Raw genomic sequence first — 13,795 nt, 5'->3', positions numbered from 1 at the left:
ATAGAATTGGAGAGGTTACATGAACATTCTCGTAACAGGTGGAGCAGGTTATATTGGTTCACATGTTTGCATAGAACTGATAGAAGCGGGACATAATGTCATCATTATTGATAATCTATCAAACAGTAATAGAGAAGTAATAAATCGTATGCAAATGATTACTGGAAAAACAATAACTAGTTTAGTTGCAGATATACGTCATGCTGAAGTATTAGACGTTATTTTCCGAAGTTTTCTAATTGATAGTGTCATTCATCTAGCTGGTTGTAAATCTGTTAACGAATCGATTGAAGATCCAATTAAATACTATACAAATAATTTATCCGGAACGATTCAGTTGGTCGAAACAATGGATAAATATAATGTGCATCAACTAGTTTTCAGCTCATCTGCAACAGTATATGGGGTTCCTGAGCATTGCCCAATTCCAGAAACCGCCCCTTTAAATACTGTTAATCCATATGGACGAACAAAGCTCGCAGTCGAATGCTTTTTAAACGAATTTATCCAATCGAAACCATATTTTTCTATTGCTCTATTAAGATATTTTAATCCTATTGGTGCACACGAAAGTGGCTTAATCGGCGAAGATCCTCAAGCAGTTCCTAATAATTTAATGCCATATATTACACAGGTGGCTACAGGTTTAAGGTCACATTTAAATGTTTTTGGTGATGACTTTGCAACCATTGATGGGACAGGTGTTCGCGATTATATACATGTAGTGGACTTAGCAAAAGGGCATGTAATGGCGCTTGATAGTATGGTTGAAAAAAATGGATTAAACGTATATAACTTGGGAACAGGAAATGGCTATAGTGTATTACAACTCGTTTCAACTTTTGAAAAGGTAACTGGTAAAAGTATTCCATTTAAAATAGTTAATCGACGAGAAGGGGATGTTGCCATTTGTTATGCAGATCCTTCAAAAGCAAATTCGTATCTTCAATGGGAAGCCGAGAGAAGTTTAGAAGATATGTGTCGGGATGCTTGGAGATGGCAAAAAAACAATCCATATGGCTATCGTACGATAGAAAATGAAAGTATGGTAAGTGAATTATACTAGTATCAAGATAAGTGTAATTATAAGAATTTTTAAATAATTAATATGCGTATTATCCATGCTTTTATATATAATAGTAGGGAGATAGATTGTAAAACGTGAAGAAAGGAAAAAAGAATGAAAAATGATGCGAAGATCTTAATAATAGAAGACGACTTCGATATTTTAGAAGTAATGACACTAGCTATAAAAAATGCTGGATATCAAGTAGATAGTGCAATGGATGTTGAAACAGGGTGGGAAAGTATCAAATCCATACAACCAGATTTGGTACTAATGGATGTAAATTTGCCAGATGGTAATGGCTTCGATATAGGCAGGAAGTTTCACGAAATATCTGATGGTGTACTTATATTTGTAACAGCTAATAATGACATCGAACAAAAGCTAGAGGGCTTTGAAATAGGGGCAGATGATTATATTACAAAGCCTTTTGTTTTAAAAGAAGTACTGGCACGAATTCAAGTTCATTTAAAGCACCGAACATCTAAAAGGGTTGAAAAGGCTATTCAATTTGGTGATCTTAACGTTGTTTTAGATGGTAAAACAGTATTTAAAAATGGGTTGCTTCTTCATTTATTTGCGAAAGAAAAAAAACTATTGTTTTATCTAATAGAAAATGTCGACAAAGTTCTGAGTATAGAACAGTTGATTAATCATGTGTGGGGGTATGATGGAGTAGCAGATACAAAAACAGTTTCAGTTCATATTAGCACCTTACGTAGGAAGATAGAAGATAATCCTTCTAAGCCGCAATTCATTAAAACCATGCGAGGATTTGGATATATGTTCTCATCAAAAAATCATAAAGCTCCTCACTGAAATTCTTCAATAGAGGAGCAATTTTTTACTGCATAATTGGTGAACTAACTAGCGGTAGTGTGAAACTAAATGTTGAGCCTTCGTTTTCTACACTTTCTACGCATATTTCGCCTTGATGTTGTAGTATGATTTTTTTGCATATTGCCAAGCCAATACCATGAGAATTAGTACTGTTATTGTTAGATGAACCATAATGTCTATCGAAAATAAAAGCAATCTCATTTGCTGGAATACCAATACCTGTATCTTCCACTGAACAAATAAGGTTATCAGAATCGATTTGCATAGAAAAGTGGATATGCCCTTGCTTTGTATATTTAATGGCATTCTGAATCAAGTTAGTGAGCACCTGTTCAATCCGTTTTATATCAACTTGTATAATAGCATTTGTATTTAAATGGAGTGTACTTGAGTATTGTAAATTTGCGTGCTGTACGTCTAGTTCATATTTTTCAGCAAGCAGCCTAAATAACTGTTCAACTGTTATTCGCTCCATTTGAAATGCCATGCGTCCTGATTCTAAATTGGATAAATCAAATAAGTCTTGAATTAACTCATTTAATGCAAATAATCTCTCTTTGCTTCGATGTAGATATATGGATTGCTGCTCAGCATCTGTAATAACACCATCTAAGATTAGCTCGATATAACCAAGTGCCGATGAAATAGGAGAGCGTAAATCATGCGAAATCATATTAAATAACTGCTTTCTCTCTAATTCATTTTGTTGCAACTTCGAATTTATTTCTATTAAATTATTATTCATTGCGGCTAATTCATGCGTACGTTCTTCTACTCGATCTCCTAACTCCTTATAAACTTCTGCGTTTTCAATAGAAACAGCAATTTGAGCTGATATTATTTTAAGTAGCTCGAGCTTTTCTGATGAAAAAGCATAAGCTACTACACTATTTTCTAAATATAAAATTGCTTTTAGATCACCTTTTGAATGGATAGGCAAACAAAGAACTGACTTTGTGGAAGATTTTCCTTTTGGAAAACGAGAGTCCTCTTTTGCGTCATTAATAATCACATATTCACCACTACGGAATACATAGCGCACGACGGATTGCATGAGCAAGTTTGCCTGAAGTAAAGTGGTATTCTTATACATTTCAAAAGTGGAGCTGGATGTTTCTGATTTTGCTAGTAGTACTATTTCATCCTGTACTATTTTTAGAAAATAGCCACGATTTGCCCCGGCATGCTTAAGTAATGCAAACAATACTTTTTTTAATAATTCATCCATATTAATTTCTTTTGAAAGTGATTGAGTTGTTTCAAAAACTGTTTTCATATCAAGTGTCATTAATTCGGGTGCTTTAGATAATAACTTCTTCTCTATTACATTGGCATATGTTTTCTCCCATTTTTGAGCTATTCTCTCAGAACCCCACCTGCGCATTAGATCAATACCACGCACAATATAGTCGCGAGCTACTGAATATTTTTTTTGTTTTTCGTAATAGCGTGCTACACATTCACAAGCAATTGCTTCATCCCTTATGAATCCGTTTAAACGACTAAGTTGAATCGCTCTATCGTAGAAAAGAATGGCTTCACCATCTAATTTTTTGATTCTACAGTTTTCTGCTTTTAATAATATATATAAATGTTCGAAGTTTTCAGGAGAATGCCGTGACCACTTTCTAAGTTTTGTAATACTTTTGTTTATATCTTTCTTATATTCTCGATAATCTCGGTGTTTGACACGTTTTTCACTTATTCGGCGCATTTGCCATAATGCACGATAGTAATAATATTGAGGTGTAATTGGCAAATCAGGTGTCTCTTTCATTGGCTGCTTTAAAGCATTCATGAGTGTTTGTGCCTGGCTTTCTTCTTGTAATAGATAACTAATATTCAGTCGTAATATTAAATGCATGATTGTCACAGATGTTTCACTTTGAGTAGTAATAGGGTGGTCCCAAATAAGTGGCAACTGAGGTTGACGAAGAACATCTAACCAATAATTAAATTCACTTAAAAACTCTTCAGACAATGTTGATTTAATAGGATTAACAATTTTACGCTGCCGTGTAACTTCAGTTGTCAACTCGTATAGTGAAATGTTGCGAATAAATTGAGTTGAACAAATAAAGCAGGCAGAAGCAGCAACTAAATGATAAATTCCAGTATCGAATGAATATTGCTGTGCTTTTTTTAAATAATATATATTGCCTTCTAATGGTTTTTTCCAATGGTTAACAAATGTGCCGAAAACAAAATATACGCGTGCACGTAGAAAGATATTTGGTAGGCTTTCTACCTGATCTACGGCGAATTGTCCAAAAAGAAAGCCATTTTTATAATCTCCAAATCCTGAACTTAATATTAGTGAATGGTTAATGAAAACAATCGGACTAATATCTGTATCTCCATTTTTTAATAATAACCTTGTCGCTCTAAGCATGAGAATAGCTGCATAACTTTCATTAAATATATATGCTGCGCCAGACATATTAATAAGAATTTGGAGAATTGTCCGCATTTCCTTCTTTTCCATCGGTTTCATATGAAGTAAAGTATCTGGTTTTTTTCCGATTAATTCGAACTTAAGCAAGGAATATTCTTTTAAAACAGCTAACTTTGAAGGTGTTTCTTTTATGTAAATATCATAAAGTGCTAAGCCTTCTTGACCTGATTGGATTGCCTCAAATGATAGGTCAGCTTCGGTATAAAGCATTGTTTTTAGATTATTGATCGATAGTTTCTCGTACTTCGTTTTTGCGTAGCAAAGAACGGTGTTAAAATGCTCATTTGCTAGTTCGAAGTGTGCTGTTAAGTATTCACATTCACCTAAATTTGTGTAAATTTGTATGGATAAATCATGCGCTAAAGACCAATGGTTAGGGGGGAGAAGTTCTAGGCTATTTGTTAGATAGACCAGTGCATTCTCAAATAAGCCAGAATGTCTAGCTTTTATGCCTAATTGTAAATTCCAATTTGCTAAATCAATCTTCTCCTGAATACTTAACAAATTTTTACTATAGTTTAAATGTTTAACGGCTTCAATTAATCGGTCATTTTCTAGTTGTTTGCTATTTAACTCTATTAATATTCTCCCAATGGATAAATGGGTATTTTCTTTATCCTCTTCTGTCAAAGACTTATAAGCTGCCTGTTGAATTCTGTCGTGAACAAATTGATAACTTAGTGAATAGTTCTCTAATACACCTAATTTTTCATATGAATAGGCCCATTTATAATTTGCATTTAATGGTATTATGAAACCTTCTGTTATTAGGTCATTTAAATAGTCAAGTAAATCTTTAGCTGGTACTTCGACTAGTGTTAAAAGTGTATCAAGAGAAAATTGATTTCCAAAACATGCTGCCATCTTTAATATGAAACGTGGCTCCATTTTTAAATGATCAATACGCTGAGTAATTAGATCCAGTACCTCCTCATTCAAAATAGATTGATCCATTTTTTGTAAGGTGAAATGCCACTTCTTTTCTTTCATATCAAAATATATTAATTTTTCCCTTTGAAATGTGAGGAATGTTTCTTTTACGAATAAAGGATTGCCTTTAGTTAAATGATGTAGGATTTGAGTTAAGGAACGTAAAATAGAAAAAGACACATTTAACGAATCTTTGACCCATGTTTCAATTGTTTCAATTGATAAAGGTTGTAAATTTATATAGATTGGATATTCTAAATCTTTTTGCCAACTGAACAGTGGATGAAGAGCAGACATTCCCTTTTCACGGTAAGCTATTATAATGAATAAATAACCATCTGTATGTTGTTTGAACATATATTCTAACATTTCCATAGAATTAGTATCAGCCCACTGTACATCATCGATAAATAAGACAAAAGGTTTCTTTTGTTTAGTAAATGCACTTAATATTTTTTTGATAGAGTTCATAATAAACATATGTAATTGCCTAGTACCATCAACGTGCTCTGCGTGTACTTGAACTTCAGTTTGTATAAACCAACTGAGTTCAGGCAAAAGCATTAATAGACCTGGAGAAAGCTTCAAATCCTCTTGTTCAAATAAGAATCCTAATGTAGCTACAGAACTTTCACCTTCTAGATAGATTTGTTTTAATAATTGACGAAGGGAATTAATTACCGGTATAAATTGAGCTTCTTGGTGTAACTCTTCAAATTTACAAACGGCAAAATATCCTTTGGCAAGTGCTATTGGCTGTTTTAAATCTTGAACGTAAGTAGATTTTCCTATACCTGGACTACCTGTTACGAAGACGATTGATTTTTCACCTTCACAAACAGAGTGGAGTTCTTCTTGTAAAATATTGATTTCCGGAGTACGTTCGTACAATTTATTTAACAATCCAAAAGATGGCTGAATTTCATGTTGACCTAATTGGAAAGGAATAATCATTCTGTCTGTAGTTAGCATATGCCAACATGTGAAGAGATCTTCTTTTAAACCAATGGCACTTTGATAACGATCCTCTTGGTTTTTATTTAATAACTTTTCTACGATTACACAAATAATAGAGGGTAATTCATGTTTTCGTTGTTGTAATGGAATGGGGGACTTTGTCAAAATCTCATATATTAAATCTGAGGAATCTCTAGCTTCTAATGGGGGACAACCTGCTAACATTTCGTAAAAAAGGGCTCCGAGAGCATATAAATCGGAACGATGATCCACTGTCGTATTTATTTGACCTGTTTGTTCAGGGGCTATATAGACAAGTTGGTCACCACGCTCGTATGGATTTTCCGTAGCTGAAGGTGATTCTTTTAATAATTGTGACACATATTCGAATCCGAAAAACTTTATTTGGTACGTTTTAGGATTAATTAAAATATGTTTAGGACTAATATTTTTATAAATTATTTGTTCTTGATGGAAAATGATGAAAATATTCGCTATTTCCATTGCGATTTTTAAAAATTGGTGGAGAGAAGGGCGCTGAACGATAAATTCACTCAATGGTATACCATTAAAGTCTTCATAAATAAGGATGTGAAGATCTCCTGAGTTTTCAATAGTAAGAGGATGAAGTACCCAAGGATAATGTAATTTTGAAGCAATTTCAAATTCATAATGTAGTCTTGCTATTTGTTCATGTGCACTGGATGCAACGCTTTTTAATAATACCTTTTGAGAATGTGGTTTTGAAAGGGCCCTTTGCAACGTCCAAAGATTTGTAGTGACTAGATTATCTACAGTTTCATAGTTTTTTTGAAACGGCATTTAGGAATTCCTCCTTAAAAAGGCTAAAGAATAAGGTATGTCAAAATCTATTTATGAGTAACCTGCTTCAATTGTGTATTCGACAAATTATGTAATAATCCTGTAAATAATTAGAATGTTAGGATAAAAAAACTTCTGAAAGACAGTTGGTACTGCCAATCAGAAGTTGAATGGTGAAGAGATTATTTATCTATAATTACTGAGTCTAGTTCCTCTGTTAGTACTTCTAATTGGTCAATTAAACCACCGATATAAGCGATGGTATTTAAAAGTGGTTCATCAGTCGTAATATCCACACCAGCCATTTGAGCAAGCTCTACAGGTGTCTTTGTACCACCTGCTTGTAATACTTTTAACCAGTCTTCAACAGCGGGCTGACCTTCATTTAATATACGTTGAGATACCTGTGTAGAGATGGTTAATCCGGCACTATAAGTATATGGATATAAGCCCATATAATAGTGAGGTTGACGCATCCAAGTTAATTCTGCTCCCTCAGTGATTTCAACTGCATCACCCCAGAAATCTTCCAATACTTCACGTTTTAATCGATTTAATACATTTGCATTTACGCTCTCACCTGCGTCAACTTTGTCATACACTTTACGTTGATATGCAGCTTCTAATAAATGTGTAACAAAATTATGGTAATAAGTACGTGAGATAATTGATGCAGTAACCCAACGTTTAAAGCGAGTATCTTCTGCTGTTGTCAATAAGTAATTTGCCATCAACATCTCATTCATCGTAGAAGGAGCCTCGATAAAATAAGTTGAAGGACGACTGTTGAATAATGATTGCTTCTTATGTGCATTGACAAAGTGTCCTGCATGGCCAAGTTCATGAGCTAAAACAAATACTTCGTTCATACGACTAGTCCAAGAGATCAAAATATAAGGATGGAATCCATAAGGACTTGAGCAAAATGCTCCTGTTGATTTCCCTTCATTTTGAGCAAAGTCAATCCAGCGTTCACTGTATGACTTCTCAATCATTTCCATATAATCATCACCCATTACTTTAAGGGCATTTTCGATATAATTCTTTGATTCTTCAACTGTAATCATAGGCTCAAACTCTGGATCTAATGGAATTTTCAAATCAGCAAACGTCATTTTTTCTAAACCATGAACTTTTTGTAACAGCTTTGCATAACGGCGCATATGAGGTGCTAATTCTTTAGTAATTAAATCAATTTGTCGGTTATATAATGTACGGTCGACCTCTTGATCAAATAGTAAGTAATCTGTTACGGATTCATATCCTCGCAAATCAGAAAGCGTTTTTTCAGTCGTGACATGCGTATTATATGTTTTGGCAGTTGTATGTTGATACTCACGAAGTTTATTTGAAAAAGCTTCAAAAGCTGCACGACGAATATTAACGTCAGATTCTAATTCCCAGTCGCCTTCAAATAGGCTGTAGTTTAATGGGAAAGATTCTCCGTTAGCTGTAAAGTTGTCGAATTTCATATCAACCAGTTTTGTCGTGTTATATAGCTCGTATGGGGCATCTAAAGAAGAGCTAAGTGCTGCTAATGTTTTTTCGACTTCTGGATGTAACTGATGCGCTTTTTTCTTGATTATTTCTTTAATATAGTTTTCAAATTGAGGAGCAATTGTAGCAGCTTCTTCTAAAATCTCAGTAGATAGTGCTGAAAGATCACTATGTACGAATGATAATTGGCTGCCAATTTTAGATGCTATTGATCCAAACTTACTTGCACGCATCTGCGCTTCGTCATTCGTTTGATCTACTTCTAATGATAGGCTAGCATAAGCACCATAAGGAACGAATTGCTCATTTAATTTCTCATAGTCTGTCAATACTTGTACGACAGACGAAGAATCAATAATATTGCCTGTGTATTTTTGATTAAATAAAAGTGCGTCTTTTTCAATTTGAGCAATTCCAGCGTTGTATGCCTCAATTGAATCAATAAGAGGTGATAAGTCCCAAGTTTGTTCAACAGGTATTAAATGACGTGGTGCAAAACTCTTTTTCATTATTAATCTCTCCTTTAAAATTACGAATCTCGAATTATCTTCATTATATTGAAAATATTCGGTAAAGTAAAACAATTCATTATAAATAGTTTATTTACTATTAAAAAAAGCTAGCCATTAGATAGGCTAGCTTTAAGGATTGCTTATTTTGAAAGCATAATCTTTTCAAGTTGAAGTGGTTCAATATATTCTGAACCTTTGTAAGCGCGCATATTTCCACCAGAAATTTCATCGATTAATAAAATTTCGCCAGTTTCTGCATCGCGACCAAATTCTAATTTTATATCATAAAGTTCCAAACCTTTTTTAGCTAGTTCCGCTTTAACAAAGTTTGAAATTTCTACAGTACGTTGTTTTAAAGTTTCATATTCTTCAAGAGAAAGAATTTGAAGTTCAGTTAATGCATCAGCTGAGATAGGAGGATCTAAACGATCATCATCCTTAATCGTAACTTCAACGAAAGACTCAAGTTTTTGTCCTTCTTCTACATAAGCGCCGTAGCGTCGTAAAAAGCTTCCAACAGCACGGAAACGGCAAATAACTTCAAGTCCTTTACCAAAGACAGTCGCTGGCTTTACAGTCATTGTCGCATTTTCTATATCAGAAGAAATAAAATGAGTAGGGACTTCAATTGCATTTAACTTTTTATAAAAGAATGTAGTGAGACTTAAACCTGCACGACCTGCACCATCAATTGTTAAGCCAACAGTATTCGCACCTGGATCAAACACACCGTTTTCACCCGTTACATCATCTTTGAATTTTAATAATAGAGGACCATCCTCTAATTGATATACATCTTTTGTTTTTCCTTGATATTTAAGTTCCATACATTCAGCCTCCGTTTCATTGTTATTGTAAGCTATTTAGTGTATAAATGGTAGTTTTTTTCATAATATAGGGGAAACTATGTAAAAAAGACGAATATTCATCTAAAAAGCAGCAAACCCATTTCGGATTTACTGCTTTGAAGATTTACTATAGAAAGTGTTAAAATTAAATAACACCTTGAGCGATCATTGCATCAGCTACTTTTAAGAAACCTGCGATATTCGCACCAATTAGTAAATTACCTTCATAACCATATTCTTTTGCAGCATCTACGCTGTTACTATAAATTGACTTCATAATATCATGTAATTTTTCGTCGACTTCTTCAAAAGTCCAGAATATACGCATGCTATTTTGAGCCATTTCAAGAGCTGAAACTGCAACACCGCCTGCATTTGCTGCTTTAGCAGGTGCAAAAAGAACTTTGTTTTCTAGATAAACTTTAATTGCTTTAAGAGTTGAAGGCATGTTTGCACCTTCACCGACAGCTTTTACTCCATTTGAAACGAGTATTTTAGCAGATTTTTCATCAATTTCATTTTGAGTAGCGCACGGTAAAGCAATGTCACATGGAATAGTCCAAATACCAGAACAACCCTCAGTGAAAGTAGCTTCAGGATGATGGTCCACATATTCTTTAATACGGCCTTGTTCAACTTCTTTAATTTGTTTAACAGTATCTAAGTTAATACCGTTTGGATCATATATATATCCGTTTGAGTCGCTACATGCTACAACTTTTGCACCTAGTTGTTGTGCTTTTTCAATAGCGTAAACTGAAACGTTACCAGAACCAGAAACTACAACTGTTGCATCTTGGAATGTAGCATTAATTTCTTTTAGCATTTCTTGAACGAAATAAACTGTACCATAGCCAGTTGCTTCTTTGCGTGCTAAACTACCACCAAAGCGGGGCATTTTACCTGTAATAACACCGGCTTCATAAGCACCGCGAATTCTGTTGTACTGACCAAATAGGAAGCCGATTTCACGAGCTCCTACGCCGATATCACCAGCAGGTACGTCAACGTCTGGTCCGATATATTTGTGTAATTCTGTCATGAAAGCTTGACAGAAGCGCATAATTTCAGCATCTGATTTCCCTTTAGGATCGAAATCTGAACCACCTTTTGCACCCCCAATAGGTTGGCCAGTTAACGAGTTTTTGAAAATTTGTTCAAAACCTAGGAATTTAATAATGCTTTCGTTTACCGATGGATGGAAACGAAGTCCGCCTTTGTAAGGTCCAATTGCACTGCTGTATTGTACACGATAACCACGGTTAACTTGTACCTTACCACTATCGTCTACCCATGAAACACGGAATTTTACTACACGTTCTGGTTCAGTGATGCGCTCTAATAGACTAGCATCCATTAATTCAGGACGTTTAGCAAAAACAGGAGTTAATGAATAAATGATTTCTTTAACAGCTTGTAAAAACTCAGGCTCATGTGAGTGGTGTTTTTTCAAATTGTTAAACACAGCATCGATATACTGTGTTGCAATTTGCTGTGATTCTGTTGTAATTGTGACCATTGTGAATACCCCCAGTAATATTTGACCTATTATAATATAGTAGCGCTCTTTTTCTAATTATTCAATATTGTAATTTTTATAAAAATTCATAAAAAATGAATTATTATACATGTAAATGGTATCAAAAATGATAATTTTGAAATATTATATAAGTGTTAATAGTTTGTAAATAAAACGTAAATGAGGTTATAAATATGACTAGAATCTTGATAGATGCAGATGGCTGTCCTGTTGTAGATTTAATAATAAAAATAGCGAAGGAATTTCAATTGAATGTCACCATTTTTTGTGATACTGCTCATCAAATTGAACGAGAAGGTGCGGATACGGTCATGGTATCGAAAGGGAGCGATGCCGTTGATTTTGTATTAGTTAACCGCTTACAAAAAGGTGACATAGTAGTTACTCAAGATTATGGTTTGGCAGCTATGGTATTGGCTAAATCGGGTTATGCGATTGATCAAAATGGAAGGAATTATACATCGGGTAATATAGAACAATTACTTTACACACGACATTTAGGCCAGAAAATTAGGCAAGCTGGTGGTAGAACGAAGGGGCCAAAAAAACGTTCTAAAGAGGCCAATTTGGAATTTGCCGAAGCTTTCCGCCGTTTATGCAAAGAAATTTTGACGAAATCGTGAACTTGGAGGAAAAAATAGGATTTCAATTGAAATTGATAACTTGGTGAATGTTTTTCCTCAATTAAAGAAAGTTAAAACACTTCAAGAAATACTTTGGTTAAACGAAAAATTCAGCCCACATTCTAAGTTGAGTAATACTGATAATGAAATAGAGAGAGAAGCTATTGATGACGCAGCAGCAAGACTGCAGCGCTTTGCTCCTTTTATAGAAAAAGTTTTTCCTGAAACAACTAGCTAAAAGGGAATTATTGAATCGAAGTTGGTAGAAATAGCTGAAATGAAGAGCTTTTTAAATAACTATTACAAAGTAAATATTGAAGGAAAACTACTATTAAAATGCGATAATGCGTTGCCTTTTTCTGGCTCAATTAAAGCGCGTGGTGGTATATACGAAGTTTTAAAGCATGCAGAAAAAATAGTTTTAGAAGCAGGTTTTCTGACGATAAAAGATTCATATGCATGTCTCACTTCTAAAGAGGCACATAATTTGTTTTCAAAATTTGGATCCACGGGTAATTTAGGGTTGAGTATTGGCATCATGAGTGCAAAACTCGGCTTTCAAGTAACTGTACATATATCAGCTGTTGCAAAAGGGGAAATCATATATGAGAAAAGAAAATCTGTTAAAGAAGATAGAATCTGTTCAAAAAGAGACCCAATTTTCAGGCACCATATTTACGAAGCAGGGAACAGATTTAAGAGCTAGTATGAGTTACGGCTACGCTAATCGCAGTGAAAAAATTGAAAATGAAGTAGATACAAAATACGGTATCGCTTCAGGTTGTAAAGTTTTCACAGCTATCGCCATTTGTCAGCTTATTGAAAAAGGAGAGCTCTCCTTTGAGTCGAAATTACAAGATTGTCTAAAATTTGAATTTCCACATTTTGATGAAAATATTACAGTTCACCATTTGCTTACGCATACTTCTGGTGTTCCGGATTATTTTGATGAAGAAGTAATGAACGATTTTGAAGAATTATGGATTAAGACACCTATGTACCATATAAGAAAATTACAAGATTTCTTACCATTGTTTCAAAATGAGGAAATGAAATATCCTGCAGGAGCAAAATTTCAATATAATAATTCGGGATATATATTGCTAGGTTTAATAATTGAACATGTAAGTGGATTAAGCTTTAGTGATTATGTTGAAACCAATATTTTCCAACGAGCAGGGATGCTTGACTCTGGATATTTTGAAATGGATGCTTTACCTGCAAAAACAGCGATTGGATATATTGATTTTTCTGATGGTACATGGAAAACGAATATCTACTCACTTCCTGTAAAGGGTGGGGCAGATGGGGGAGCTTATGTTACTGCAACAGATATGATGAAATTATGGGAATCGTTAACAAACTATGATCTTTTGAATGAGCACATGACAATGCTAATGTTGACACCACATGCCAATGAAGAGGAAGGATTATCATATGGCTACGGAATTTGGATTGAAATCAACGATGGAGATATATATAAGTATTTATTAATGGGTTACGATCCAGGAGTTAATTTCCATGCTGTATTCAATCCTAAGCAAGATCTCAAAATAGTTGTCTGCGCAAATACTTCAGTAGGTGCGTATAAAATGATTTCAAGGATTGAGGAATTACTTCTTTTCTCTAAATCTTAAACATCTTGAAATAACAAAAGCCGAAGTAGAATAATTATTCTACTCGGCTCATTTTTTTGTATGTGAAT

Annotated in this window: 10 protein-coding genes; 6 read left to right on the top strand and 4 right to left on the bottom strand. The window is 34.2% G+C overall.

The features are described 5' to 3' along the window. The first annotated feature begins 19 nt into the window (after positions 1–19). Positions 20–1,066, top strand: coding sequence for a UDP-glucose 4-epimerase GalE (gene galE, locus AMD00_RS11385; RefSeq protein ID WP_053417190.1), 1,047 nt, complete (start codon positions 20–22; stop codon positions 1,064–1,066). A gap of 114 nt (positions 1,067–1,180) precedes the next feature. Then, positions 1,181–1,885, top strand: a complete 705-nt coding sequence (locus AMD00_RS11380; RefSeq protein WP_053417189.1) for a response regulator transcription factor — start codon at positions 1,181–1,183, stop codon at positions 1,883–1,885. A gap of 25 nt (positions 1,886–1,910) precedes the next feature. On the opposite strand, the gene AMD00_RS11375 is transcribed toward AMD00_RS11380, so the two are convergent. From AMD00_RS11375 to gdhA, 4 genes are all read right to left on the bottom strand, one after another. After that, positions 1,911–7,070 (bottom strand): sensor histidine kinase, encoded by a 5,160-nt coding sequence (locus AMD00_RS11375; RefSeq protein WP_053417188.1) that lies wholly within the window; start codon positions 7,068–7,070, stop codon positions 1,911–1,913. A gap of 182 nt (positions 7,071–7,252) precedes the next feature. After that, entirely contained in the window at positions 7,253–9,076 is a 1,824-nt protein-coding gene (gene pepF / locus AMD00_RS11370) for an oligoendopeptidase F (protein WP_053417187.1), read from the bottom strand. A 143-nt stretch (positions 9,077–9,219) separates the two neighbouring features. Continuing rightward, positions 9,220–9,906, bottom strand: coding sequence for a phosphoribosylaminoimidazolesuccinocarboxamide synthase (locus AMD00_RS11365; protein WP_053417186.1), 687 nt, complete (start codon positions 9,904–9,906; stop codon positions 9,220–9,222). Between the two features lie 166 nt (positions 9,907–10,072). Then, the gene (gene gdhA, locus AMD00_RS11360; RefSeq protein ID WP_053417185.1) at positions 10,073–11,446 is read right to left on the bottom strand and encodes an NADP-specific glutamate dehydrogenase; all 1,374 of its coding nucleotides are present in this window, start codon (positions 11,444–11,446) and stop codon (positions 10,073–10,075) included. 194 nt (positions 11,447–11,640) lie between these two features. On the opposite strand from gdhA, the gene AMD00_RS11355 reads away from it, so the two are divergent. The 4 genes from AMD00_RS11355 to AMD00_RS11340 are packed head-to-tail and all read left to right on the top strand — an operon-like array spanning position 11,641 to position 13,727. Beyond that, positions 11,641–12,090, top strand: a complete 450-nt coding sequence (locus tag AMD00_RS11355) for a YaiI/YqxD family protein (RefSeq protein ID WP_053417184.1) — start codon at positions 11,641–11,643, stop codon at positions 12,088–12,090. A gap of 40 nt (positions 12,091–12,130) precedes the next feature. Next, positions 12,131–12,328, top strand: a complete 198-nt coding sequence (locus AMD00_RS24000) for a hypothetical protein (protein WP_053417183.1) — start codon at positions 12,131–12,133, stop codon at positions 12,326–12,328. Between the two features lie 21 nt (positions 12,329–12,349). Continuing rightward, a complete protein-coding gene (locus tag AMD00_RS11345; RefSeq protein WP_053417182.1) occupies positions 12,350–12,796 on the top strand; it encodes a PALP domain-containing protein in 447 nt (148 codons plus the stop codon). After that, the gene (locus AMD00_RS11340) at positions 12,696–13,727 is read left to right on the top strand and encodes a serine hydrolase domain-containing protein (RefSeq protein WP_053417181.1); all 1,032 of its coding nucleotides are present in this window, start codon (positions 12,696–12,698) and stop codon (positions 13,725–13,727) included. Before AMD00_RS11345 ends, AMD00_RS11340 begins: the two co-directional genes overlap by 101 nt. The last annotated feature ends 68 nt before the right edge of the window (positions 13,728–13,795 follow it).

This window comes from Viridibacillus arvi (assembly GCF_001274945.1).
GTDB classification, from domain to species: domain Bacteria; phylum Bacillota; class Bacilli; order Bacillales_A; family Planococcaceae; genus Viridibacillus; species Viridibacillus arvi.
This window is presented reverse-complemented; position numbering and strand designations above follow the sequence as displayed.